At 70.9% G+C, this 24,355-nt stretch carries 27 protein-coding genes; 2 read left to right on the top strand and 25 right to left on the bottom strand.

All coding sequences use genetic code 11. The annotated features are described in order from the left end of the window. Window positions 1-89 precede the first annotated feature (89 nt). The 5 genes from OG207_RS13435 to rpsB form a co-directional block, all read right to left on the bottom strand. Window positions 90-1,166, bottom strand: coding sequence for a phosphatidate cytidylyltransferase (locus OG207_RS13435; protein WP_329098818.1), 1,077 nt, complete (start codon window positions 1,164-1,166; stop codon window positions 90-92). Beyond that, window positions 1,166-1,723: a ribosome recycling factor gene (gene frr / locus OG207_RS13440; protein WP_030016386.1), complete on the bottom strand. Its 558-nt coding sequence runs from the start codon at window positions 1,721-1,723 to the stop codon at window positions 1,166-1,168. The genes OG207_RS13435 and frr overlap by 1 nt, the downstream gene beginning before the upstream one ends. Window positions 1,724-1,817: 94 nt before the next feature. Further along, the gene (gene pyrH / locus OG207_RS13445) at window positions 1,818-2,597 is read right to left on the bottom strand and encodes a UMP kinase (protein ID WP_329098819.1); all 780 of its coding nucleotides are present in this window, start codon (window positions 2,595-2,597) and stop codon (window positions 1,818-1,820) included. Between the two features lie 162 nt (window positions 2,598-2,759). Continuing rightward, window positions 2,760-3,596 (bottom strand): translation elongation factor Ts, encoded by an 837-nt coding sequence (gene tsf, locus OG207_RS13450; RefSeq protein ID WP_030016382.1) that lies wholly within the window; start codon window positions 3,594-3,596, stop codon window positions 2,760-2,762. Between the two features lie 135 nt (window positions 3,597-3,731). Then, complete coding sequence (gene rpsB, locus OG207_RS13455; protein WP_329098820.1) at window positions 3,732-4,616, bottom strand: 30S ribosomal protein S2; 885 nt, start codon at window positions 4,614-4,616, stop codon at window positions 3,732-3,734. Between the two features lie 249 nt (window positions 4,617-4,865). Here rpsB and OG207_RS13460 point away from each other — a divergent pair, with 249 nt between their 5' ends. Next, window positions 4,866-5,333 carry a M23 family metallopeptidase gene (locus OG207_RS13460; RefSeq protein ID WP_329098821.1) on the top strand — a complete coding sequence of 156 codons (468 nt, stop codon included), beginning with the start codon at window positions 4,866-4,868 and terminating at the stop codon, window positions 5,331-5,333. Between the two features lie 36 nt (window positions 5,334-5,369). Here the strand turns inward: OG207_RS13460 and OG207_RS13465 are convergent, their stop codons facing one another. From OG207_RS13465 to proS, 18 genes are all read right to left on the bottom strand, one after another. Further along, the gene (locus OG207_RS13465) at window positions 5,370-5,927 is read right to left on the bottom strand and encodes a TetR/AcrR family transcriptional regulator (protein ID WP_030012407.1); all 558 of its coding nucleotides are present in this window, start codon (window positions 5,925-5,927) and stop codon (window positions 5,370-5,372) included. 52 nt (window positions 5,928-5,979) lie between these two features. Next, the gene (gene whiG / locus OG207_RS13470) at window positions 5,980-6,816 is read right to left on the bottom strand and encodes an RNA polymerase sigma factor WhiG (protein ID WP_328788535.1); all 837 of its coding nucleotides are present in this window, start codon (window positions 6,814-6,816) and stop codon (window positions 5,980-5,982) included. Window positions 6,817-7,025: 209 nt separating this feature from the next. Beyond that, a complete protein-coding gene (dprA, locus tag OG207_RS13475; RefSeq protein ID WP_329098822.1) occupies window positions 7,026-8,201 on the bottom strand; it encodes a DNA-processing protein DprA in 1,176 nt (391 codons plus the stop codon). Next, entirely contained in the window at window positions 8,198-9,832 is a 1,635-nt protein-coding gene (locus OG207_RS13480; RefSeq protein ID WP_329098823.1) for a YifB family Mg chelatase-like AAA ATPase, read from the bottom strand. Before OG207_RS13480 ends, dprA begins: the two co-directional genes overlap by 4 nt. Further along, window positions 9,832-10,203 carry a YraN family protein gene (locus OG207_RS13485; protein ID WP_329098824.1) on the bottom strand — a complete coding sequence of 124 codons (372 nt, stop codon included), beginning with the start codon at window positions 10,201-10,203 and terminating at the stop codon, window positions 9,832-9,834. Before OG207_RS13485 ends, OG207_RS13480 begins: the two co-directional genes overlap by 1 nt. Before the next feature lie 126 nt (window positions 10,204-10,329). Further along, complete coding sequence (locus tag OG207_RS13490; RefSeq protein WP_329098825.1) at window positions 10,330-10,638, bottom strand: DUF2469 domain-containing protein; 309 nt, start codon at window positions 10,636-10,638, stop codon at window positions 10,330-10,332. A 55-nt stretch (window positions 10,639-10,693) separates the two neighbouring features. Next, window positions 10,694-11,200 carry an NUDIX hydrolase gene (locus OG207_RS13495; protein ID WP_329098826.1) on the bottom strand — a complete coding sequence of 169 codons (507 nt, stop codon included), beginning with the start codon at window positions 11,198-11,200 and terminating at the stop codon, window positions 10,694-10,696. After that, window positions 11,190-11,972: a signal peptidase I gene (gene lepB / locus OG207_RS13500; protein WP_329098827.1), complete on the bottom strand. Its 783-nt coding sequence runs from the start codon at window positions 11,970-11,972 to the stop codon at window positions 11,190-11,192. The genes OG207_RS13495 and lepB (OG207_RS13500) overlap by 11 nt, the downstream gene beginning before the upstream one ends. Before the next feature lie 43 nt (window positions 11,973-12,015). Beyond that, window positions 12,016-12,915: a signal peptidase I gene (gene lepB / locus OG207_RS13505; RefSeq protein WP_329098828.1), complete on the bottom strand. Its 900-nt coding sequence runs from the start codon at window positions 12,913-12,915 to the stop codon at window positions 12,016-12,018. A gap of 112 nt (window positions 12,916-13,027) precedes the next feature. Continuing rightward, window positions 13,028-13,903, bottom strand: a complete 876-nt coding sequence (gene lepB, locus OG207_RS13510) for a signal peptidase I (RefSeq protein ID WP_402695006.1) — start codon at window positions 13,901-13,903, stop codon at window positions 13,028-13,030. Then, on the bottom strand, window positions 13,896-14,633 hold the full coding sequence (gene lepB, locus OG207_RS13515; RefSeq protein WP_329098829.1) for a signal peptidase I: 738 nt from the start codon (window positions 14,631-14,633) through the stop codon (window positions 13,896-13,898). Before lepB (OG207_RS13515) ends, lepB (OG207_RS13510) begins: the two co-directional genes overlap by 8 nt. A gap of 44 nt (window positions 14,634-14,677) precedes the next feature. Beyond that, on the bottom strand, window positions 14,678-15,028 hold the full coding sequence (gene rplS / locus OG207_RS13520; RefSeq protein ID WP_030011886.1) for a 50S ribosomal protein L19: 351 nt from the start codon (window positions 15,026-15,028) through the stop codon (window positions 14,678-14,680). Between the two features lie 133 nt (window positions 15,029-15,161). Then, the gene (gene trmD / locus OG207_RS13525; RefSeq protein ID WP_329098830.1) at window positions 15,162-15,983 is read right to left on the bottom strand and encodes a tRNA (guanosine(37)-N1)-methyltransferase TrmD; all 822 of its coding nucleotides are present in this window, start codon (window positions 15,981-15,983) and stop codon (window positions 15,162-15,164) included. Continuing rightward, window positions 15,983-16,552 carry a ribosome maturation factor RimM gene (gene rimM, locus OG207_RS13530; RefSeq protein WP_329098831.1) on the bottom strand — a complete coding sequence of 190 codons (570 nt, stop codon included), beginning with the start codon at window positions 16,550-16,552 and terminating at the stop codon, window positions 15,983-15,985. The genes trmD and rimM overlap by 1 nt, the downstream gene beginning before the upstream one ends. A gap of 125 nt (window positions 16,553-16,677) precedes the next feature. Further along, a complete protein-coding gene (locus OG207_RS13535) occupies window positions 16,678-16,917 on the bottom strand; it encodes an RNA-binding protein (RefSeq protein WP_030011889.1) in 240 nt (79 codons plus the stop codon). A 2-nt stretch (window positions 16,918-16,919) separates the two neighbouring features. Further along, window positions 16,920-17,357 carry a 30S ribosomal protein S16 gene (gene rpsP, locus OG207_RS13540; protein WP_266605403.1) on the bottom strand — a complete coding sequence of 146 codons (438 nt, stop codon included), beginning with the start codon at window positions 17,355-17,357 and terminating at the stop codon, window positions 16,920-16,922. Between the two features lie 277 nt (window positions 17,358-17,634). Then, window positions 17,635-18,231: a hypothetical protein gene (locus tag OG207_RS13545; protein WP_329098832.1), complete on the bottom strand. Its 597-nt coding sequence runs from the start codon at window positions 18,229-18,231 to the stop codon at window positions 17,635-17,637. Window positions 18,232-18,459: 228 nt separating this feature from the next. Further along, entirely contained in the window at window positions 18,460-19,872 is a 1,413-nt protein-coding gene (gene proS, locus OG207_RS13550; protein WP_266605399.1) for a proline--tRNA ligase, read from the bottom strand. A 131-nt stretch (window positions 19,873-20,003) separates the two neighbouring features. Between proS and OG207_RS13555 the strand changes: the two genes are divergently transcribed. Beyond that, on the top strand, window positions 20,004-20,702 hold the full coding sequence (locus OG207_RS13555; protein ID WP_329098833.1) for a class I SAM-dependent methyltransferase: 699 nt from the start codon (window positions 20,004-20,006) through the stop codon (window positions 20,700-20,702). Between the two features lie 9 nt (window positions 20,703-20,711). Here the strand turns inward: OG207_RS13555 and ftsH are convergent, their stop codons facing one another. Both ftsH and ffh read right to left on the bottom strand, forming a co-directional pair. Continuing rightward, the gene (ftsH, locus tag OG207_RS13560; RefSeq protein ID WP_443072712.1) at window positions 20,712-22,688 is read right to left on the bottom strand and encodes an ATP-dependent zinc metalloprotease FtsH; all 1,977 of its coding nucleotides are present in this window, start codon (window positions 22,686-22,688) and stop codon (window positions 20,712-20,714) included. Between the two features lie 94 nt (window positions 22,689-22,782). Continuing rightward, window positions 22,783-24,354, bottom strand: a complete 1,572-nt coding sequence (ffh, locus tag OG207_RS13565; RefSeq protein ID WP_329098835.1) for a signal recognition particle protein — start codon at window positions 24,352-24,354, stop codon at window positions 22,783-22,785. Window position 24,355 lies beyond the last annotated feature (1 nt).

The raw sequence follows: 24,355 nt of genomic DNA on the forward strand, positions 1-24,355 counted from the left end.
GGTACTCCTTGTAAGACGAAAGGCGCGCCGCAGAAGCAGCGCGCCTTCCAAGAGTAACCGCCCGGCGTCCTGCGACGCCTTTTCGCAGGTCAGCCGGTGCCCACGAAGGCCGCCAGCAGCAGCCACACCACGGGGGCCGTCGGAAGCAGGGAGTCCAGCCGGTCCATGATGCCGCCGTGTCCCGGCAGCAGGGTGCCCATGTCCTTGATGCCCAGGTCCCGCTTGATCATCGACTCGCCCAGGTCACCCAGGGTGGCGCTGACCGCTACCGCGAGGCCCAGCAGCAGGCCCTGCCACCAGGAGCCGCCGTCGATCAGGAACTCCATGCACAGCGCGCCGGCCGCCATCGCGAAGGCCACCGCACCGAACAGTCCCTCGCGGGTCTTGCCGGGGCTGATGCGCGGCGCGAGCTTGGTCTTGCCGAAGCGCCAGCCGACCGCATAGGCCCCGGTATCGCTGACCACGGTCAGGAGGAGGAAGGTGATCACGCGCTCGGCGCCGTCGTCGGCGGTGAGCAGCATCGCGACGAAGGTGGCCAGGAAGGGCACGTAGAACGCCGCGAAGGCGCCCGCCGTGACGTCCTTGAGGTAGTCCTCGGGCGGTTCGGTCATCCGCCACACCAGGACCGCCAGCACGGTCAGCGCCATGGCGACCCAGGCGCCCTCGGCCCCCCGGACGTATCCGGCGATGACCATGGCGGCGCCACCGACCGCGAGCGGGACCAGCGGGGCCTTGATGCCCTTCTGTTCCTGCAGCCGGGAGGTGAGCTCCCACAGGCCGACGACGACCGCGACGACGACGACCCCGACGAAGACGGCCTTGACGATCAGCAGCGAGGCGAAGATCACCGCACCGAGACCCACGCCCACCCCTATGGCGGCACGCAGGTCCCGACCCGCGCGCTTCTTCGGCGGCGGGGGCGAGGCGTCTTGCGGCTGCTGGGCATGCGGAGGCGGGGGGCTGGGCATGGGCTCCTGCGGCGGCGTATCGGCGCGGAAGAGGGGGCCGCTGTCGGCGGCGACCCCCCGATCGCGTGCTTCCCGGTCGTCGAAGTCACGGCCGGCGGCATCGGGCACGATGGGCATGGGCCGAGTGTGCGGGCCCACCTGCGCATCGTATGCGGGACCCGCCGGAACCGGCTCCGGCTGCCAGGAAGAGTCGTTCATCAGACTTCGAGGAGCTCGGCTTCCTTGTGCTTGAGGAGCTCGTCCACCTGCGCGACGTACTTCGCGGTGGTGTCGTCGAGCTCCTTCTCCGCGCGGCGCACCTCGTCCTCGCCGGCCTCCTTGTCCTTGACCAGCTTGTCAAGGGCGTCCTTGGCCTTGCGGCGGACGGCGCGGAGCGAGATCTTCGAGTCCTCGGCCTTGGTGCGCGCGACCTTGATGTACTCCTTGCGGCGGTCCTGCGTCAGCTCGGGGAAGGTCACCCGGATGATGCTGCCGTCGTTGCTCGGGTTGACGCCGAGGTCGGAGTCGCGGATGGCCTGCTCGATGTTGCGCAGGGCGCTCTTGTCGAACGGGGTCACGATCGCCATGCGCGGCTCAGGCACCGAGAAGGAGGCGAGCTGGTTGATGGGCGTGATGGCGCCGTAGTACTCCGCCACGATCTTGTTGAACATCGCCGGGTGCGCACGGCCGGTGCGAATCGCGGCGAAGTCTTCCTTGGCGACGACGACGGCCTTTTCCATCTTCTCCTCGGCCTCGAGGAGGATCTCTTCGGTCACCACGTGCTCCTGCATGTCAGATATGGATGGTTCAGGCGGGCGGTCGGACCCGGCGGGCCCGGTCAGGGGCCCGCTCGGTCCGGCTGCGGACTGCTCAGGCCCGGGTGTCCTGGTCGCTCACGAGCGTGCCGATCTTCTCACCCTTGACGGCGCGGGCGATATTGCCCTCGGCGAGGAGCTCGAAAACGAGGATCGGCAGCTTGTTGTCGCGGCAGAGCGTGATCGCGGTGGCGTCGGCGACCTTGAGGTCGCGGGAGAGGACCTCGCTGTACTCCAGCGCGTCGAACTTCACCGCGTCCGGGTTCTTCTTCGGGTCGGAGTCGTAGACCCCGTCGACACCGTTCTTGCCCATGAGCAGGGCCTCGGCGTCGATCTCCAGGGCACGCTGGGCGGCCGTGGTGTCGGTGGAGAAGTAGGGCATGCCCATGCCGGCGCCGAAGATCACGACGCGGCCCTTCTCCAGGTGCCGCACGGCGCGCAGCGGGATGTACGGCTCCGCGACCTGGCCCATCGTGATGGCGGTCTGCACGCGGGAGTCGATGCCCTCCTTCTCCAGGAAGTCCTGGAGCGCGAGGCAGTTCATGACGGTACCGAGCATGCCCATGTAGTCGGACCGGGCCCGGTCCATGCCGCGCTGCTGGAGTTCGGCGCCGCGGAAGAAGTTGCCGCCGCCGATCACGACGGCGATCTCCGCGCCGTCGCGGACAACCGCGGCGATCTCACGCGCGATGGCGTGGACGACGTCGGGGTCGACGCCGAGTCCTCCGCCACCGGAGAAGGCCTCGCCCGACAGCTTCAGCATGAAGCGGCGGCCCTTCTTGTCCTGGTCGCTCTTGTCGTCGGATGCGGTGTGGGGGTCCACGCCCTGATTCATGGAGATCTCCTCGTGCACATACGAAGAAGGCCATTGCCGGTGGGTCCTTGCGGTTCCCTCTTCGGCAATGGCCTCCTCGTCAGATCTGCGGTCGCCTCGCGCAAGCGCGGACGACTGCTTCAGACCCTACCGGGGTCCGGTGTCCGTCGCGTACGGACGGACTCAGATGCCGACCTTGATGCGGGTGAAGCGCTTCAGGGTGACACCGGCCTCGTCCAGAACCTTCTGGACGGACTTCTTGTTGTCCAGGGCGTAGGCCTGGCCGAGCAGCGTGGCGTCCTTGAAGAAGCCGTTGACGCGACCCTCGACGATCTTTGCGATGGCAGCCTCGGGCTTGCCCTCCGCGCGGGTGACCTCTTCGGCGATGCGACGCTCGGACTCGACCTTCTCGGCCGGGACGTCCTCGGCGGACAGCCACTGCGGGGCGAACGCGGCGATGTGCTGCGCGACGCCGCGGGCGACCTCGGCGTTCTCCTTGTCGAGCTCGACCAGGACGCCGATCTGGAACGGCAGGTCGGGCATCGTGCGGTGCATGTACGCAGCCACGTAGCCGCCGCTGAACTGCGCGAAGCGGTCCAGGACGATCTTCTCGCCGAGGTTGGCGTTGGCCTCGTCGACGAAAGCGGTGACGGTCTGGCCGGGCTTGATCTCGGACGCGAGCAGCGCCTCGATGTCGGCCGGGGAGGTGGCGGCGACGTGCGCGGCCAGCTCGTTGGCGACGGCCAGGAACTTCTCGCCCTTGGCGACGAAGTCCGTCTCGCACTTCAGCTCGACGATGACACCGGAGGTGTTGTCGTCGGCGATGAGGGAGACGACGGCACCGTTCTCGGCAGAACGGCCCTCGCGCTTGGCGACGCCCTTCTGACCCTTGATGCGGAGGGCTTCCTGGGCCTTGTCGACGTCACCGTCGGCGTCCACGAGCGCGTTCTTGCAGTCCAGCATGCCGGCGCCGGTGAGCTCGCGGAGCTTCTTGACGTCAGCGGCGGTGTAGTTCGCCATGAGTCTGTGATTCTCTCTCGAAGTCGTAGATCTACGGGTGAACGGCGGAGGTGCCGCGCCCCAGGCGCGGCTCCCCCGCCGTCATCGTCCGTGCTGTGAGTGCCCGGCGCGTGAACGCCGGGCGCTCTCAGTGGGTCAGGCCTGCTCGGCGTCGGCGGCCGGGGCAGCCTCGGCAGCCTCGGCAGCCTCGGCGGCCGGGGCGGCGGCCTCGGCCGGGGCGGCCTCGGCGTCGTCGGCCTTCTTCTCGCCCTCGAGCAGGTCGCGCTCCCACTCGGCGAGCGGCTCGGCGGCGGCCTTCTCGCCCGGCTTCGAGTCACCGGTCGCAGCGCCGGAGCGGGCGATGAGGCCCTCGGCGACGGCGTCGGCAATCACGCGGGTGAGCAGGGTGACGGAGCGGATCGCGTCGTCGTTGCCCGGGATCTTGTAGTCGACCTCGTCGGGGTCGCAGTTGGTGTCGAGGATCGCGACGACCGGGATGTGGAGCTTGCGCGCCTCACCGACGGCGATGTGCTCCTTCTTGGTGTCGACGATCCAGACGGCGCTGGGAACCTTCGACATCTCGCGGATACCACCGAGGGTCTTCTCCAGCTTGGTCTTCTCGCGGGAGAGGACCAGGAGCTCCTTCTTGGTGAGACCCGAGGCCGCGACGTCCTCGAAGTCGATCGCCTCAAGCTCCTTCAGACGCTGAAGGCGCTTGTAGACGGTGGAGAAGTTGGTGAGCATGCCACCCAGCCAGCGCTGGTTGACGTACGGCATACCAACGCGCGTCGCCTGCTCGGCGATGGCCTCCTGGGCCTGCTTCTTGGTACCGACGAACATGATGGAGCCACCGTGCGCGACGGTCTCCTTCACGAACTCGTAGGCGCGGTCGATGTACGACAGCGACTGCAGCAGGTCGATGATGTAGATGCCGTTGCGCTCCGTGAAGATGAAGCGCTTCATCTTCGGGTTCCAACGGCGGGTCTGGTGACCGAAGTGGACGCCGCTTTCCAGCAGCTCCCGCATCGTGACGACGGCCATGGCCATCTCCTTGGTTTCTCGGTTTGGTTCCTGACGCCCCACCGCGCCCTGCCCCCATGAGGGACCGAGAGACGCTGTCACCTGGCTGTTTCAGCCTGGTGCCGGGGCGTGCGAAGTCGACCCGGTGACCCGGATCGCCACAAGAAGTGTACGGGACCCGGCGGTATGCCGGGTGACGCCGTTGTCCACAGCGCCGCGGCCGTCCACAGGCCGGGGCGGCGGTCCGGGCGCAGGCGGGACGCTGGGTCCATGACGACCTTGCTGCTCAGCCTGCTCCTGGCCCTGGCCCAGCCGGCCCTTCCCGGGGTCCGCCCGCTGCCCGCTCCACTGTCGGTGGCCCGCTGGTGGGATCCACCGCCGACCCCCTACGCGGCCGGTCACCGCGGTGTGGACCTGTCCGCGCCGGTGGGCGCAGAGCTCCGGGCGGTCGCGGCCGGCCGGGTCCACCACGCCGGGCCCGTCGCCGGGCGCGGCGTGCTCTCGCTGGCCCTGCCGAACGGGCTGCGCACCACCTACGAGCCGGTCCGCCCCCTGGTCACGGAGGGCGAGCAGGTCGCGGCGGGCCAGGTGGTGGCGGTCCTGACGGACGGCTCGCACTGCCCGGCGTCCTGCCTGCACTGGGGCCTCTTGGCGGGCGAGGTGTACCTCAACCCGCTCGTCCTCCTCCCGCGCCCGACGCCACGTCTCCTACCGGCCGAGCAACCCGCCGACGATTGAGGCACGGGGTCCTTCCGGGGCGCAGCCCCTGGGGCCTCAGCCCCGGACGCCCCGCAGGGCCATGGCGACGGCGGCCTCCGTCACGACGGCGGGATCCTCCGCCGCGCCGAGCTCGATCCGCCGCACAGCAGCGTCCACGACCCCCTGCAACAGCATGGCGGCCAGTCGCGGCTCGGCGTGCCCCAGGCCGCCCAGCGCCTCGACGATCATCGCCACCAGCCCGCCGTGGGCCGCGCGGATCTTCTCGCGCGCCCCGGCGTCCAGCTCGCTGGCCGAGATGGCCACGACCGCCCGGTGCCGCCGGTCGCCCACCAGCCCCAACTGGCTGCGGACGTAGGCCTCGATCTTCGCTTCCGGCGACTGCGCCTGCTCCATCGCCGCTTCGATCTCGGCGGCCCACACGGGGAAGTCCACGGCGCACAGTTCTTCGACCACGGCGGCGCGGGAGCGGAAGTACTCGTACACGGAGGACCGGGCGAGCCCGGTCCGCTCCGCGAGGGCGGGGAAGGTCAGCGCCTCCGTCCCGCCTTCGGACAGCAGGGAACGCGCGGCGTCCAAGAGGGCGCCGCGCTGCATCGACCGGTGCTCGGCCACGGAGGCCGCTCGAATCCTGGGCACGCATCCACTCTACGGAGGTAGCGCAAGCTCACCTCCCCACATCTGCCAACTTTGCGCGCAACTGCAGGACGGACTTGGTGTGGATCTGACTGACCCGGCTCTCGGTGACGCCGAGGACATTGCCGATCTCGGCCAGCGTGAGCCCCTCGTAGTAGTAGAGGGTCACCACGGTCTTCTCCCGCTCGGGGAGCGTGTTGATGGCCCGCGCCAACAGGCGCCGCAGCTCGCGGTCCTCGGCCACTGCCACCGGATTGTCGGCGGCGGTGTCCTCCAAGGTGTCCATCAGCGAGAGGCGGTCGCCGCCCTCCCCGCCGACGTGCAGCAGCTCTTCCAGGGCGACCACGTTGGCCAGCGACAACTGGCTGAAGACGGTGTGGAGATCCTCCACCCCGATCCCCATCTCCCCGGCGACCTCGCTCTCCGTCGGGGTGCGCCGCAGCTGGGCCTCCAGCGTGGCGTAGGCCCGTTCCACGGCGCGCGCCTTCTGCCGGACCGAGCGCGGGATCCAGTCCAGCGCCCGCAGCTCGTCGATCATCGCGCCGCGGATCCGGGTGATCGCGTACGTCTCGAACTTGATCGACCGGTCGACGTCGAACTTCTCGATGGCGTCGATCAGCCCGAAGACCCCGGAGGAGACGAAGTCGGCCTGCTCCACGTTGGGCGGCAGGCCCACGCTGACGCGGCCCGCCACGTACTTCACCAGGGGCGAGTAGTGCAGGATCAGCTGCTCCCGCAGCCGCTCGTCACCCGACTCCTTGTACGAGCGCCACAGCACCTCCAGGGACGAGGGCGCGGTGGACCGCACGCTGCCTCGGGCAGCGGGGGGCACCGCAGCGCGGTCGGACCCTGAGGTGTGCTGGGGCATGCTTCGCCTTTGCCGGAGCCGGATTCCTTGGGAGCGTAGCGTGACGAGATTGTCGCGGTGCGCGAAGAGTACGGGATGGCGCGGGGGCCGGGAGGCGCCCGAACTCACGCGGGCAACCCGGGACCGGCGCCTGGCGCTCGGTCCCGGCGACCGCCACCGGGAAGACCGCGTCTCTCATCGCTTTCACTCTTTCACCGGAACACCCCAGGTCAACGACCGCCTCGCCGGGCAGCTCCGGTTTGTGTGCCTCCTCCAGCCGTTTGTCTGCTCAACTGCCAGCCGTCGCCCTGCCGTTCGACGAACCCCAGAGAGTGAAGTTCGTACAGTCTGCCGATGACTTCATCGGCGCCGGTGCCGGAGGCAAGTGCCAGCTCGGCGACGTCCGCCGGGCGGCCGACGGGCAGCGCTTCGAGCACACGGGCGGCGTCCGGGTCCAGCAGGTCCCGGGCGAACACCGGGCCGCGCCGCTCGGGAGCCAGCTCGCCCATGGCTCCGACCAGCTCGACCACCTCGGCCGCGTCGGTGACGACCACGGCCTCGCCCCGCAGCAGTTCGTGCACCCCGGCCGAGAGCCCGCTGGTGGCGGGCCCGGGCACCCCCATGGTGAACCGCCCCAGGCGCTGCGCCCGCCGGGCCGTGACCAGCGAGCCGCTGCGGTGCGCCGCCTCCACGACGACCGTGCCCCGGGTGAGGGCCGCGATGACCCGGTTGCGCAGGACGAACCGGGTGGGCGTCGGATGGCTACCCGGTGGCAGCTCCCCGAGGATCAACCCCTGCCCGGCGATCCGGCCGAGCAACCCGGCGTGTCCGCGCGGGTAGGCGACGTCCACCCCGCAGGCCAGTACCGCCGCTGTCGCGCCGCCCGAGGCGAGGGCACCCCGGTGGGCGGCGCCGTCGATCCCGAACGCGGCGCCGGACACCACGACCCAACCCCGCTCGGCGAGACCGGCGGCCAGGGTCTGGGCCATGTGCGCGCCGTACGGGGTGCAGGCGCGGGCCCCGACCACGGAGACCGAACGCAGCGCCCAGGTGCGCAGGTTCGGGCGGCCCCGCACCCACAGTCCGACGGGCCGCTCGTCGCCCAGGTCGTCGAGTTGCGTCGGCCACTGCGCCGATCCCGGGTGGACGAACCGGCCTCCCGACTCGGCGGCGTTCGCGAGGTCCCGCTCGGGTTCGGCCAGCGCGGCCCGTCTGCGGTACCCGGCGAGCCGCTCGGGCCCCACCCCGGACAGGGTGTCAGGCTCCGCCCCGGTGGCGGTCAACAGCTGTATCAACCGCACCGCGCCGAACTCGCGCAGCCACCGGCCGCCGTGCGCGTCGCCGGGCTCCAGCACCCGGGTGAGCGCCGCCCGCGCCAGCAGTTCCGCGTCCCCGGAGCCGGTCATGTCCCGGCCCTCGGCAGCGACATCGCCCCGCGGGCGATCCCGGTCCGCAGCTCCAGCGCCACGGCCACGTCCAGCGCCTCGGGCCGGTCCCGCCCCCGTAGGTCGGCCACCGTCCAGGCGACCCTCAGCACCCGGTCCAGCCCGCGCGCGGTGAGCAGCCCGCGTTCCAGATCGCGCTCGGCGGGGGCCAGAGCGCCGGGCCCGGCCTGCCACCGGGTGCGCAGTTCCTGCCCGGGCACTTCGGAGTTGAGCCGCCACGGCGTGTCGGCGAGCCGGGCCGCGGCGCGCTCCCGGGCCTGACGCACCCGGTCGGCGACCACCGCGGTGGGTTCCCCGCGGCCGCCCCGCCCCAGCAGGTCGCTGCGGTTCACCGGCTCGACCTCCACCCTCAGGTCGACCCGGTCGAGCAACGGCCCGGACAGCCTCGCCTGGTAACGGCGGATCACCGAAGGCGGGCATTCGCAGCCGGCTCCGTGCAGGGTGTGGCGCCCGCACGGGCACGGGTTGGCGGCGAGCACCATCAGGAACCTGGCGGGCAGCCTTACCACTCCGGCGGCGCGGGCGATGACCACGTGCCCCGATTCGAGGGGCTGCCGCAGCGCGTCCAGCGCCCGGCTGTGGAACTCCGCGGCCTCGTCCAGGAAGAGCACGCCGCGGTGGGCCAGGGAGACCGCCCCGGGCCTGGGGATCCCGGTCCCGCCGCCCACCAGCGACTGCATGGTCGCCGAATGGTGCGGCGCGCAGTAGGGCGGCCGTGCGACCAGCGGTTCGCCGGGCGGGAGGATTCCCGCGACCGAGTGGACGGCCGTGACCTCCACGGAATCCTGACGGGTGAGCGGTGGCAGGAGCCAGGGCAGCCGTTCGGCGAGCATGGTCTTGCCCGCTCCGGGCGGTCCGCTGAGGAAGAGGTGGTGTCCTCCGGCGGCGGCGACCTCCAGGGCGCGGCGCGCCGTGTGCTGTCCCGCCACGTCGGCGAGGTCGGGGAAGTCCGTGCCGTCCTCCCGGCCCGGCCGGCCCCGGGCGAGGCCCGTGCCCAGTTCCGCCCCGGGGACGAGCAGTCCGGCCAGTATCGGGTCCGGCCTGCCGGGCGGGTCGCCCGGCTCTTCCTCGGGGACCTCCTCGCCGGTCAGGACCGCGATGAGCTGGCGCAGGCTGCGGACGCCGAGGACCGAGACGTCCGGTACGAGCGCGGCCTCGGCCGCGCACTGCTGCGGCACCACCACCTGCCGGTAGCCGGCCTCCGCCGCTGCGAGGACCGCCGGCAGGATCCCGCGGACCGGGCGCACGCGGCCGTCCAGCCCCAGTTCCCCGATCAGGACGAGGTCGGCGATCGTGCCCGGGTCGACCACCTCGGCGGCCCCGAGCACGGCGGCCGCGACGGCCAGGTCGAAGCCGGCGCCGGATTTCGGTACGGAGGCCGGGCTCAGTCCGACCGTGAGCTTCTTCTGCGGCCAGGCGGCCCCCGAGTTGACCACGGCCGCCCGCACCCGGTCCCGGCTCTCGACCAGGGTCTTGTCCGGCAACCCGACCAGGGTGAAGGCGGCCACGCCGGGCTCCAGGTCGGCCTGTACCTCGACCACCACGCCGTCGACGCCGACCAGGGCCACGGAGCAGGCTCGCGCGAACCCCATCAGGCCGCCCCCCTGACGTGTTCCACGAGGGGGGCGCCGCGCCGCGGCAGCAGAACCCCGACGAGGTCGATGCGCACCCCGCCCGGGGGTGGTCCGCCGTGGTCGGCGAGCCAGCGCCCGGCCAGAGTGCGCAAGCGCTCGGCCTTGGCGGGCCGCACGGCGGCCATCGGATGCTCGAACTCGCCCGCCCGGCGGGTCTTGACCTCGCACACGACGAGGGCGTCCCCGTCCCGGGCGACGATGTCGATCTCGCCGCCGCGGCACCGCCAGTTCCGCGCGATCACGGTCATCCCGGCCTCGGTCAGCCGCCGGGCCGCGAGCTCCTCGCCGTACCGCCCCAATGCCTGCTGTGCCACGCCCTTCGCGTTCATCCGGCACCACCTCCGGCACCGACGGTCCCGCACCCCCCGCCCACCTTGTGGATCTTGGTGGACAGTCCGGCCGTTGTGGACGAACGCCTCACCCTTGCGGGTGAGGCGGCTCGGCCGTGCCGGCCCTCAGCTGCCGGGCAGTTCGAGGTCGCTCTTGTTGAGCTCCTCGATGTTCACGTCCTTGAAGGTCAGCACCCGCACCTTCTTCACGAAACGGGCCGGGCGATACATATCCCAGACCCAGGCGTCGGCCATGGAGACCTCGAAGAACACCTCCCCCTGAACCGAATGCACCTGCATCTCATAGTCGTTCGTGAGGTAGAAACGGCGTTCCGTCTCGATCACATACTTGAACAGCCCGACGACGTCGCGGTACTCCCGATAGAGCTTCAGCTCCATCTCGGTCTCGTACTTTTCGAGGTCCTCGGCACTCATGGCATGTTCCCCTTCAGCCGTGCGTCCCCCTATTGTGCGCCAGGCCCCTGCGCCCCTAAACGATTTCCGGGGCCAGGACCACCGGCTCACCCGGAGGACCGTCGTCGAGCAGCGTACGGAGCAGCTCGGCGAGTCTGGTCGGGTACACCGTCTCATGGGCCGCGAGAAGTTCCTCGGAGGTCCACCACCTGGCTCCGGTGACGCTGCGCCGCTCCAGCTCGGTGAGGCCGCCCAGCTCGGTCTCGGTCTGGGCGGTCCGGGCGAGGAAGTACCACTCATCCTGTTCCCAGCGCCGCCCGTCGAAGGGGAAGGAGCAGTAGCGGTGCCACAGCACCGGGCCCAGCTCCACCTCCGTGATCCCGGTCTCCTCCGCCAGCTCGCGCAGTGCGGCCTGTTCCCGGCTCTCGGTCCCCTCCAGTCCGCCGCCGGGGGTGAACCACCAGTCGTCGCAGGGGTCGGCCGGTTCAAAACCGTGCAGCAGCAGGATCCGGTCCGCCGGGTCCAGCAGGATCACCCGCGACACCTTCCGGCGGCCGTGCCCGGCCGCCGGGTCAGCGGACACCGGCCCGCTCCCGCTGCCGGCCGCGCGCAAGGACCCGTACGACCGGCCCGTACGCGGCCCCCAGCGCCACCAGGACCGCCCCGGCCAACACCGTCACCACCTGGAGGCGCAACGGCCCGGGCCGCGAGATCCCGCCGGGCAGGGCGGCGTAGGTGGCCGGCCGCTCCAGCATCGTCACGGAGGGCCAGGCCAGGGCGTCGACGCGGGCACTGACGGCCGATCGGGGAACGGACCCCTGCCCGGCCTCCTGCAGGTGGGCCCGGGAGTCCAACGAGGCGGACCGCCGGTCGCCCAGCAGGAAGAGGTTGCCTTCGGGGACCGCCACCTCGAAGGGGGTCCCGGTGGGCGCGGTCTGTCCGGGCGGCATGGCCAGGCCCGTCTCCGGCTTGGTGGTGTCGGCGTACGGCTCGTCCAGCGGGGTGCCGTTGACCGTCAGCTCGCCGGCCGCGCCGCAGCACTTCACGACGTCGCCGCCGATGCCGACGACCCGCTTGACCATGGGCGAATCGCTCCACTGGGAATCGGTGAAGATGACCACGTCCCCGCGGTGCACGTCGGCGCCGTCGATGCGCTGCGCCAGCACCCGGTCCCCCGGCCGCACCGTGGGCATCATCGAGTCGGTGGGGACCATGTAGGGCCGGTAGACGACCGCACCCCACGCGAAGCCGCCCAGGAAGAGCGCAAAGCCGATGGCCACGGCGATTCCCGACAGCACATTGCCGAGACCACCGCGGCCATCCTTGCCCGTACGTATTGCTTGTGTTCCGCCCATTGCAGCGCCCCCACACTTCGGGATCGTCGACCTGGGCGGCACCCTACCCGCCGGTACGGCCCCTGGTCAGCTTCTGCCTGCGCCACATGACGAGCGGAACGGCTCCCACGAACCCCAGCGCGGCCGGACCGAGCCCGACCGGGGCCAGCCCGGCGGCCCCGAGGCCGAGCGCGGTAGCCGCGGCCTGGTTGCCGATGCCCGGCTGGTCGAAGGTGTCCGGGACCGGCAGGGTGGACCAGCGGGTGATCGGCCACGCGACCACCACGGCCCGCCCGACGACCTTGTCCACCGGGACGAAGCCCTTGGTGGAGTCCTGCTGGTGCCAGCGGGAGTCCTCGGAGTTCTGCCGGTGGTCACCCATGACCCAGATCTTGCCCTTGGGCACGGTGATCGGGCCGAACGGGAAGTCGTCGCACGGGGTGTTGCCGGGGTAGATGTACGGCTCGTCCAGCTCCTTGCCGTTGACGACGACCGGTCCCCCCTTCTTGCACTCGACCGTGTCCCCGCCGATCGCGATGACCCGCTTGATCAGGTCCTTCTCGGAGGGGTCCGGCATGAGGCCGATCTTGCTGAGCACCGTCTGGAAGATGTTCGGCTCGGGGGTGGGCTGCCCGGACAGCCAGTCCGCGGGGTCGTGGAAGACGACGACCTCGCCGCGCTCGGGCTCGGAGCCGAACCACGGGGTCAGCTTGTCCACCAGCACCCGGTCGCCCATCTGCAGGGTGTTCTGCATCGAGGCCGACGGGATCGAGAACGCCTGGAGCAGGAACGTCTTGATCAGCAGGGCCAGCAGCAGGGCGATGCCGATGAGGAGCGGGAGCTCCTTCCAGAAGGACCGGTGCGCATGCTCCTGGGCATCGCCGTCCTCCTCGGCCTCGCGCCCGACGGCGTCGTCCGGCCGCTCCTCGCCTTCGTCGCGTCCGGACCGTGCGCCTACCGCCACGTCCCCCACATCCACTCCTCACTCGCGATTGCCGCCCGCGCCGAACCCGGCACGGGCCCTCCCCTCCCTTAACGAGCGGGAGTTCCCTAAGGCGCGGGAGACCGAGGACACACTATGCGAACGGTGCTCCCCGTCGGCGCCGTCGCCGGCCGCGTCCCTCGCGTCGCGCCTGATCGGGCACCATGCGGAAGGTCGCCGGCTGCTCCAGCTTGGCCCAGTGCCCGTAGGGCCAGGCGATCACGACGGCCTGCCCGACCACCCCGCTCGCGGGGATGGTGCCCTGAAAGCCCTCGTCGAGGTGGAACCGGGAATCGGACGAGTTCGCGCGGTGATCGCCCATCACGAAGAGCCGGCCCTCCGGCACCTGCACGTCGAACGTGATGTCCGAAGGAGTGTTGCCCGGGTTCACGTACGGCTCATCGAGGGGCGATCCATTGACGGTGACCCGGCCCTGGCCGTCACAGCACTTGACGGTGTCCCCGCCGACGCCGATGACCCGCTTGATGAGGTCCTGCTCGTCGGCCGAGGGCAGCAGGCCGATGAAGGTGAGTGCTTGCTTGATCTGCTTGACGACGATGGGGTCCTTGGGTGGACGGGCCGCCTCGCCCTTGAGCCAACCGCCGGGGTCCTTGAACACGACGACGTCGCCGCGCTTGATCTCGGAGCCGAACCACGGCGTCAGCTTGTCCACCAGGACGCGGTCGCCGATCCGGATCGTCTGCTCCATCGAGCCCGACGGAATGAAGAAGGCCTGTACCAGGAAGGTCTTGAGGAGCAGTGCGATGCACAGCGCCACGACCACCAGCAGCGGCACCTCGCCGGCCCGGCGCGTGCGGCGGCGCCGGCGCACCTTGCGGGCCGTCCGGCGCCGTTCGGCCCGGCCGCCTTCCAGCCGGCCCCCCACCAGTGGAGCCGGGGTGGGCTCCGGCTCGGGTTCGGGCTCGAAGTCCCAGTCCCGTCCGCCCCTCTTCCGCCCTCGGCTACCCATGGCCACCGCCGACGCCGTCCCAGCGCGAGAGCGGCCAACCGATCCAGTCGGCCCGCCCGATCACGTTCTCCACCGGCACCATCCCCCCGCCCGGTTCCCCCAGGTGGTCCCGGGAGTCCCGGGACTGGGAACGATGATCACCCATGACCCAGAGGGTCCCAAGCGGTACGACGATCCGGAAGGGCACCGCCGAGGGCGCGTCGCCGGGGTGGAGGTACGGCTCCTCCAGCGGCACGCCGTTGACCGCCACCCGCCCTGCCGCGTCGCAGCACACCACGTCGTCGCCGCCGACGCCCACGACCCGCTTCACGAAATCGGTGTCGGACGGCTCGGCCAGCCCGAGCGCCGAGGCCGCGCCGTGCAGCACGGCGCCGACCGGATTGCCCTCGGGGCGTTCGCGCACGAACGAACCCGTGCCGTCGAACACCACCACGTCCCCGCGCTGCGGCTGCCCGCCGAAGCGGTAGGCCAACTTGTTGACCAGCACCCGGTCCCCGACCTGGAGCGTCGGCTCCATGGAGCGGCTCGGGATCAGGAAGGGCTGGACCACGAAGTTGCTGAACAGCAGCAGGAAGGCGGTGCAGAGCACCCCGAGCGCCCCGGCGCGGCGCCACGTGAGGGGTCGCCCGCCGGCCGTCCGCCCGGTCCGGGAGAACGCAAAACGCGGCCGCCCGTCCCCCTCGAGGAGGGAAGAGTGGCCGCGCTGCGTGTGAGGTGCTTCGGTGTCCATCAAGGGCGAGCCTATCCGGCCGCCTCCGGACTCCGGGAGTGACCTCAGCGGTCGCGCTTCTCCTTGATCTTCGCGGCCTTGCCGCGGAGCTCACGGAGGTAGTACAGCTTGGCGCGGCGAACGTCACCGCGGGTGACGAGCTCGATCTTCTCGAAGATCGGGGAGTGGACCGGGAAGGTACGCTCCACGCCGACGCTGAAGGAGACCTTGCGCACGGTGAAGGTCTCGGAGACACCGGCGCCCTGGCGGCGGATGACTACGCCCTTGAACTGCTGGATACGGGAGCGGTTGCCCTCGATCACGCGGACGTGCACGTTGATCGTGTCACCCGGGCGGAAGGCCGGGACGTCCGAGCGGAGCGTGGCGGCGTTGACGCCATCGAGCAGGTGAGACATGTTCTTCGTCTGCTTTCTTCGCATGACGCCACAGGTCGCCAGTGCGGGTTTCCGTAGAGAATTCGGGAGCCGTGGGACTCGGCGGACGACGGTCCCCCTGTGGCAGGGGCGCCCGCGAGGACACAGCAGCCGCCTATTCTTCCACGGCCCGGGCCCTGCGCCAAAATCGGCCGTCGGCGGTCGGCTGCCAGCCCAGGATGGAGAGGATCTCCCGGTCCTTCTTGTCGAAGCCGGCGGCCTCGCAGCGCTCGATCAGGTCGGGGCGGTTCTGCGCGGTCCGACGGAAGGCCTCGTCCCGGCGCCACCGGGCGATCTTCCCGTGGTGCCCGCTGAGCAGGACGTCGGGAATGTCCCGGCCGCGCCACACCGGGGGCTTGGTGTAGACGGGCCCCTCCAGCAGGTTCGCCATCTCGCCCGGTGCGAAGGAGTCGTCGCGGTGCGATTCGGCGTTGCCGAGCACCCCGGGCAGCAGCCGCGCCACGGCCTCGGTGACCACCAGCACGGCGGCCTCGCCGCCCGCCAGGACGTAGTCGCCGATGGAGACCTCGTACACCGGCATGCGCGTGGCGTACTCGTCCATGACCCGGCGGTCGATGCCCTCGTACCGGGCCGGCGTGAAGATCAGCCAGGGCCGCTCGGAGAGTTCGACGGCCAGTTCCTGGGTGAAGGGGCGGCCGCTGGGGGTGGGCACGACCATGACGGGACCGTGCGCGCCCGCCTCGTAGCCGTCGGCCAGCGCGGAGTCCAGGGCCTCGCCCCACGGCTCGGTCTTCATGACCATGCCGGGACCGCCGCCGTACGGGGTGTCGTCCACCGTGTTGTGGCGGTCGTACGTCCACTGCCGCAGGTCGTGCACGTGTACGTCGAGCTGCCCGCGGGCACGCGCCTTGCCGACGAGGGAGACGTTCAGCGGTTCCAGGTACTCGGGGAAGATCGTGACGACGTCGAGCCGCATCAGGCGTCGTCCCCGGAATCCGTGGCGTCCTCGTCCCGGGTCGAGACGATGACGGCGTCACGCTCGTCGATCAGCCCGGGCGGCGGGGTGATGACGCAGCGCTGCTCTTCCAGGTCGATCTCGGCGACGATCTCCTCCACGAAGGGGATCATCACCTCGGAGCCGTCCGGCCGCTCGACGATGAAGAGGTCCTGGGAGGGCAGGTGGGAGATCTCGGTGATCCGGCCGATCTCGGTGCCGTCCTCCAGCACCACGTCCAGGTCCATCAGCTGGTGGTCGTAGTACTCGTCCTCCTCCTCCGGCAGCTCGGAGGGGTCCACCTCGGCGATCAGGAGGGTGTTGCGCAGCGCCTCGGCTCCGGTGCGGTCCTTGACGCCGGCGAAGCGGAGCAGCAGGCGCCCACTGTGCACGCGACCCGTCTCGATCGTCAGCGGTCCCGCCGTCGCGGGCTCCGTCTTGAGCACGGCGCCGGGACTCAGTCGCAGTTCCGGCTCGTCGGTGCGCACCTCGACGGTGACCTCACCCTTGATGCCGTGGGCGCGGCCGATCCGCGCGACTACCAACTCCACTGTGCTCTTCCCTTACTGCGGCGTGGTTGCTCACATCAATGGTCGCTCCTGCCCGGGGGCAGAAACGACACGGGCCGGGGCGGGCGAACTACGCCCTCCCCGGCCCGTGCCGGTGAATCAACTGCTCAGCGGACCTGGTCCACGTCGACGAGGTCGACGCGGATCCCCCGGCCGCCGATGGCGCCCACGACGGTACGCAGAGCACGTGCGGTGCGGCCGTTGCGGCCGATCACCTTGCCGAGGTCGTCGGGGTGAACCCGGACCTCGAGCACCTGCCCGCGGCGCAGGTTGCGCGAGGCGACCTGCACTTCGTCGGGGTTGTCCACAATGCCCTTTACGAGGTGCTCAAGAGCCTCCTCGAGCATGCTCAGGCCTCGGTCGACTCGGCGGCGGCGTCAGCCTCGTCCGCCTTCTTGTCGGCCTTCTTCTTCTGCGTGATGGCCTCGCCCTTGCCCTCGCCGATGCCCTCGAGGGCCTTGGCGAACTCGTCGAAGGAGCGACGCTTGCTCTCCTTCGTCGCCGGCTGCAGGAGCGGCGCCGGGGCGGGGAGACCCTTGTGGGCCTGCCAGTCACCGGTCAGCTTCAGGATGGCGAGCACAGCCTCGGTGGGCTGGGCGCCGACGGACAGCCAGTACTGCGCACGCTCGGCGTTGACCTCGATGCGCGACGGGTTGTAGGTCGGGTGGTAGATACCGATCTCTTCGATCGCGCGACCGTCCCGGCGGGTGCGGGCGTCGGCGACGACGATGCGGTAGTGCGGCTGGCGAATCTTGCCGAGGCGCTTGAGCTTGATCTTGACTGCCACTGGAGTGGTGTCTCCTGAACTTGACGTGGTTGGGCACATGAGATGCCACGTGGGGTTGCGGTACTCGGGTGCCCGATGGACGCGTCAGCCGGAGGAGAGAGGGGTCCTATGCGACTGTCGAGTACAGCTAGTCATTGTGCCATACGCCTGCGGCACGCTCAGCCGGACGGGTAGGACCGGCGCCCGCCGGCCGGACGGGCCACCGGCTGCGCGCGCCGGGGACGGTGACCCGGCGCCCGCTGCGCCATGGTGGCCCCGGCGCCGACGCGGACGGCGGTCAGGAGGCCGCGGCGATGGCCACGTCGGGGATGCGGAAGGGCTTCATGCAGCCACCGCACACGATCGGCGCCTGGGCCAGCACGGAGGGGACCACCCGGACGTTGCGCCCGCAGTCACAGACGGCCTTGACGCGCACGCCGCCACCGGAGGAGCCGTGCCGGGCCGCCGGGCCGCGGAAGCTGCGCTTGGTGTCCGCCGCGGTGGCGACCGTGTGCGCCTTCAGCGCGCGCTGCAGCCGCTCGATGGTGGGACGGTAGCGCCGCTTCGCCTCCGGATTGAGCGTGACCAGGGAGAAACCGCTGCTGGCGTGCGGCTCCTCGGAGTGGTCCAGCCCCATTTCCTCGGCGATCGCGAGGAATCTGCGGTTGTGGTAGCGGCCGGCGCGCGAGGTGTCGCGGACACCGCGGGCGGCGGCGATGCCGTGGACTGCCTCGTGCAGCAGTCGCTCGAAGGAGAGCTCGGCGCCACAGGCGGACGAGGACTCTCCGATCAGGGACTCGGGCGCGGCAAGGTCAGGCAGCTCGGGGTGGTACCGCTGAATGTCGGCCCACGCCTGCGCCAGCTCTGCGGCGAGAACAGGTGGTGTCGTGCTCACGTCGTGACAACGAGCCGAGGTGCCCGGGTGTTCCGATTCCGGGCCATTCCAAATTTTTTGCACGTACCAGTCAGTTCACTCTGATGCGTCCTGACGAGGACGGGTGCGCCAATCTCAGGAGGAGTCGGTACGTAACGTCGACCAAAACCTCCCGCTCGGCCGACACGAACCGGCCCCGGCGCGCGGCACGAGCCGCACGCCGGGGCACGAGAGGGCCGGTCGGCCCGGTCAGTACGAGCGCGCGACGATCGCGAGCGTACCGGGGGCGTCGTCCGCCTCCGGGACCGACCCGTCCTCAGCGATCAGGCAGCGCACGGAGACGGCCTGCTCGGCCAGCTTCGCCTCGCCCTCCGGACCGAGGTCCGCCCACGGGATCCGCGCCCAACCACCGGCGACGGCGGCCTCGGCGGCCTCCCCGATCGTCGTGACGTCGGAGGTGCGGGCCAGCCGGCGCTCGCGGGACTCGCGCAGCAGCTGCGCCTGGTCCTCGTCCAGCACCTTGGGCAGCAGGTCGGCGAGGGCGTCGATCTGCACGGGGGTCTTCCCGCCCGGGATCCGGCGGGCGAGCATCGCGGTGCCGGCCTCCAGGTCACGGGGGCCGATCTCGATGCGGACCGGTACGCCCTTGAGCTCCCAGTCCACGGCGCGGCGGCCGAAGGGGGTGTCGACGCGGTCGTCGACCTGCACCCGCAGGCCGGCGGCCTTCAGCTGGGCACCCAACTCACGGACCTTGGCCACGGCCTCGTCGCCCTTGATCGCCATGACGACGACCTGGACGTGCGCGAGGCGCGGCGGGACCCGCAGGCCGTTGTCGTCGCCGTGGGACATGATCAGGCCGCCGACCATGCGGGTCGAGACGCCCCACGAGGTCTGCCAGACGAGCTCCTGCTTGCCTTCCTTCGACAGGTACTGGGTGTTGAAGGCCTTGGCGAAGTTGGTGCCGAGCTCGTGGCTCGTGCCCAGCTGCAGGGCCTTGCCGTCGCCCATCATGCCCTCGAGGGTGAGGGTGTTGATGGCGCCGGCGAAGCGCTCCTTGGCGGTCTTGCGGCCGAGCACGACGTCGATGCCGAGCACGTTCGTCATGAAGTCGCCGTAGACGTCCGTGTGGATGCGGGCCGCGTAGTCGCGGGCGTCCTCGTACGTGGCGTGGGCGGTGTGGCCCTCCTGCCAGAGGAACTCGCTCGTACGGAGGAACACGCGCGGGCGCATCTCCCAGCGGACCACGTTGGCCCACTGGTTGATCAGCAGGGGCAGGTCGCGGTAGCTCTGGACCCACTTGGAGAAGTAGTCGTTGATGATCGTCTCGGACGTGGGCCGGACGACGACCGGCTCTTCCAGTTCCTTGCCGCCGCCGTGCGTGACGACCGCGAGCTCGGGGGCGAAGCCCTCGACGTGCTCGGCTTCCTTCGTCAGGTACGACTGCGGGATGAAGAGCGGGAAGTACGCGTTCTGGGCGCCCGCGTCCTTGATGCGCGCGTCCATTTCCTGCTGCATCCGCTCCCACAGGCCGTAGCCGTACGGTCGGATGACCATGGTGCCTCGGACCGGACCGTTGTCGGCCAGCTCGGCCTTGTTGATCAGATCCTGGTACCAGCGGGGGAAATCCTCCGCCTGCGGGGTGAGAACGGGTGCCTTTGCCATGCCGCGAATCGTACGGCGCCCGGCACACGATGCGTGAATCGGGTGCCGCGCTCCTCTGGACGCGGGGGCGAATGGGGAGTTCTCTGGCAACGGGGGCAAGGGGGCGAGACGGAATCAGGAGCGCTCTTTCGATGACACCGACGGCCACGCTCGTCGCCCGGGACTGGGCGGAGATCCAGGAACGGATGCTCGTACCGCTGTACGAGGCGGTCTACGACCGGCTGGAGGTCGGGCCGGGCGACCGGCTGCTCGACCTGGACTGCGGGGCCGGGCTGCCCCTGTTGCTGGCGGCCGGGCGGGGAGCCGTGGCCACCGGCGTGGAGGCGGATCCGGCCCGGCGGGCGCTGGCCCGCGAGCGGCTGCTGGAGGTCCTGGCGGCTCCGCCGGAACCGCCGGCCCCGCCCCGCCCGTACGACGCCCTGCTCGCCTTCTCCCCGGCTCCCGCAGCCCTGGCCGCGGCCCTGCCCGCGGTCCGCCGCGGCGGGGCGGTGGTCCTGGCCGACTGGGGGCCCGCGGAGCGCTGCACCGTGCCCTCGGTCCTCGGCGGCGGGCCCGCGCCGCGGGACCTGGACGCGCTGGTGGAGCGGGCCGGGCTGAGACCGGACGGTTCCGGGCGGGTGTTCTGCCCGTTCGGGTACGCGGACGTGGACAGCGCGGTGCGCGGACTGCTGTCGACCGGGCTCTACGACGCCACCGACGATGCCGACGGCGCGGCCGATCCCGTGCTGGCGGAGAAGGAACTCGCGGAGGCGCTTCACCCGTTCGAGCGGTCCGACGGCGCCGTGTGGCTGCCGAACATCTTCCGGTACGTGATCGCCCGGGTGGACTGACGGCGCTCCTCAGTCGGTGCCGTGCCCCTTCGTCAGCCGCGTGATGCCCGCGGCGGCGTAGGCGGCCGGTTCGTCCAGGGTCTCGCTGGCGAGGAGGGCCTCGGCCAGGGCGTCCAGCTGTGGCCGGTGGTCGCGCAGCAGGCGGCAGGCCTCCAGGTAGCACTCGTCCACGATGCGCCGCATCTCGTGGTCGACAGCGTCGAGGGTGGCGGGGGCGGCCGAGAGTCCGTAGGGGCTCTGCCCGTCGGAGGGGATCGCGGTGAGGCGGCCGATCCGCTCGCTCATGCCCCAGCGGCCGACCATGCCGCGGACGATGTTGGTGACCTGCTCCAGGTCGTTCTCGGCGCCGGTGGTGATGACCTCGTAGACGACGTGCTCGGCCGCCATGCCGCCGAGCGCGCCGATGATGCGGCCGCGCAGGTACGGCTCGGTGTAGGCGTACCGGTCCGCGTCCGGGGTCGAGAGGGTGACGCCCAACGCGCGGCCGCGGGGCACGATCGTGATCTTGCGGACCGGGTCGGCGCCCGGCTGGAGCATGCCCAGCAGGGCGTGGCCGCTCTCGTGGTAGGCGGTGCGGCGGCGTTCCTCCTCCGGCATGACCAGCGGCCTCTCGGCGCCGAGCTGGACCTTCTCCAGGGCGTCCGACAGGTCCGCCCGGGTGACCTGGGTCTGCTGGCGCTTGACGGCCAGCAGTGCGGCCTCGTTGGCCAGGTTGGCCAGGTCCGCTCCGGTCATCCCGGGGGTGGTGCGGGCCACGTGTGCCAGGTCGACGCCCTCGGCGAGCGGGATGTCCCGGGTGTGGATGCGCAGGATGGCCTCGCGGCCGGCCCGGTCGGGCGGGGAGACGACCACCATGCGGTCGAAGCGGCCGGGGCGGGTGAGGGCGGGGTCGAGCACGTCCGCGCGGTTGGTGGCCGCGAGGACGATCACGCCCTCCGAGCCGGAGAAGCCGTCCATCTCGGTGAGGATCTGGTTGAGGGTCTGTTCGCGTTCGTCGTGGCCGCCCATGGCACTGCCGCCGCCGCGGGCCCGTCCGATGGTGTCGATCTCGTCGATGAAGATGATCGCGGGGGCCACCTTGCGCGCCTCGGTGAACAGTTCGCGCACCCGGGAGGCGCCGACCCCGACGATCATTTCGATGAACTCGGAGGCGGAGGCGGAGAAGAAGGGCACCCCGGCCTCGCCCGCGACCGCGCGCGCCAGCAGGGTCTTGCCGGTGCCGGGCGGGCCGGAGAGCAGGACTCCGCCGGGCATCCGTGCGCCCATCTTCCGGTACGCCTGCGGGTTCTTGAGGAAGTCGACGACGTCGTTGAGCTCCCCCTCGACCTCGTCGATGCCCGCCACGTCCTCGAAGGTGGTGCGGCGGGCGCCCGTCTCCAGCTCGACCGGCTTGGGCGGGGCCTTGCGGCCCAGCGCGCCCGTGCCGCCCATCCCGGAACCCATCCGGCGGGCGATCACCACCCACAGGAGGACCAGCAGCAGCATCGGGGCGAGGGAGAGCAGCAGGTTGGCGAGGAAGCTGCGCTGCACGACGACCGGGGAAGCCGTGACGGTCACGTTCTGCTTGGTGAGGTCGGCCCACAGCGCGTCGTCGGCGAAGGCGGGGCGTTGGGTGACGAATTTCGTGTAGTCGCCCTTGTCGCCGTCGGGCAGCGGCTGCTTCGTCTTGAGCTCGCCCTGGATGGCGTCGCCCTTGGAGTAGATCTTCTCGACGTTGCCCGCGGCGACCTGCTTGCTGAACTCGGTGTACGAGATCGTCGGCTCGTCCCCCTCGTTGAAGAAGGACAGCACGAGGTTGGCCACGAGATAGACGATCAGGGCCGCGAGGATCAGCCCCCGCCAGCCGCCGGGCAGCCCCTTCTTCTTCGGTGGAGGACTCGGCGGGGCGCCTTCCGAGCGCCAGGGGGTGTCGGCCCTGTCGCGGGGAGGTACGGGGGTGGGGCTGGGCACGGGGCGCCTCCTTCTGCCATCCTCCCGGCCGACCATAAGGGATATGTCGGGCCACCGCTCCGGTGGAGAAGCAGGAGGGCCCCGACCGTGCGAACACGGCCGGGGCCCTCCTCACCCACCTGCGCGGGTGCTACTTCATGAACTTCTTGAACTCGTCCGGAAGGTCGAAGTCCCCGCCGTCCTGGCCGCCCGCCGGAAGGCCGAAGGGGTTGCCGGCGGCCGCGGGCTCGATCGCCTGCGGGCCCTGCTCGCGGCGGGCCGCGGCTGCGGCCTCCTCTTCCTTGCGCTTCATCGGGTTGCCGCTCTTGCGCTTGCCCTTGGCCTGCTTGACCTGCTTCTTCTGCCGGCCGGGGCCGCCGCCCATCCCGGGCATGCCCGGCATGCCCGGCATGCCGCCGCCCTGGGCCATGCGGGACATCATCTTGCGTGCGTCGAAGAACCGCTCGACCAGCGACTTGACCGCGCTGACCTCGGTGCCGGAGCCCTTGGCGATGCGGGCACGGCGCGAGCCGTTGATGATCGTCGGGTCGTGGCGCTCGGCCGGGGTCATCGACTTGATGATCGCGGCGGTGCGGTCGACGTCGCGCTCGTCGATGTTGTTGATCTGGTCCTTGATCTGCCCCATGCCGGGCAGCAAGCCGAGCAGCTTGGAGATGGAGCCCATCTTGCGGACCTGCTCCATCTGGGCCAGGAAGTCGTCGAGCGTGAACTCCTTGGGACCCTTGGCGAGCTTGGCCGCCATCTTCTCGGCCTCGGCCTGCGAGAAGGTCTTCTCGGCCTGCTCGATGAGGGTGAGCATGTCACCCATGTCGAGGATCCGGCCCGCCATGCGGTCGGGGTGGAACGCGTCGAACTCGTCGAGCTTCTCGCCGTTCGAGGCGAACATGATCTGCTTGCCGGTGACGTGCGCGATGGAGAGCGCGGCACCGCCGCGGGCATCGCCGTCGAGCTTGGAGAGCACGACGCCGTCGAAGCCGACGCCGTCACGGAAGGCCTCGGCGGTGTTGACCGCGTCCTGGCCGATCATGGCGTCGACGACGAAAAGAATCTCTTGCGGTGTCACCGCGTCACGGATGTCCGCCGCCTGCTGCATCAGCTCGGCGTCGATGCCGAGGCGGCCGGCGGTGTCGACGATGACGATGTCGTACTGCTTGGTCCGCGCGTACTCGACGGAGTCCTTCGCGACCTGGACCGGGTCGCCGACGCCGTTGCCGGGCTGGGGCGCGTACACGGCCACCCCGGCGCGCTCGGCGACGACGGAGAGCTGGTTGACGGCGTTGGGGCGCTGGAGGTCGCAGGCGACCAGCAGCGGGGCGTGGCCCTGCCCCTTCAGCCAGAGGCCGAGCTTTCCGGCGAGGGTGGTCTTACCGGCACCCTGGAGACCGGCCAGCATGATCACGGTGGGGGCGGTCTTGGCGAAGCGCAGCCGCCGGGTCTCGCCGCCGAGGATGGTGACGAGCTCGTCGTTGACGATCTTGAGCACCTGCTGGGAGGGATTCAGCGCCTTGCTGACCTCCTCGCCCCGGGCCCGCTCCTTGACGTTCGCGATGAACGAGCGGACGACGGGCAGGGCGACATCTGCCTCGAGGAGCGCGATACGGATTTCCCGGGCCGCTGCGTCGATGTCAGCCTCGGACAGCCGGCCTTTGCCGCGCAGGCCCTTGAAGGTATTCGCCAAGCGGTCGGAGAGCGTATCGAACACG

It is taken from the genome of Streptomyces sp. NBC_01439 (genome assembly GCF_036227605.1).
Classification (GTDB): Bacteria; Actinomycetota; Actinomycetes; order Streptomycetales; family Streptomycetaceae; genus Streptomyces.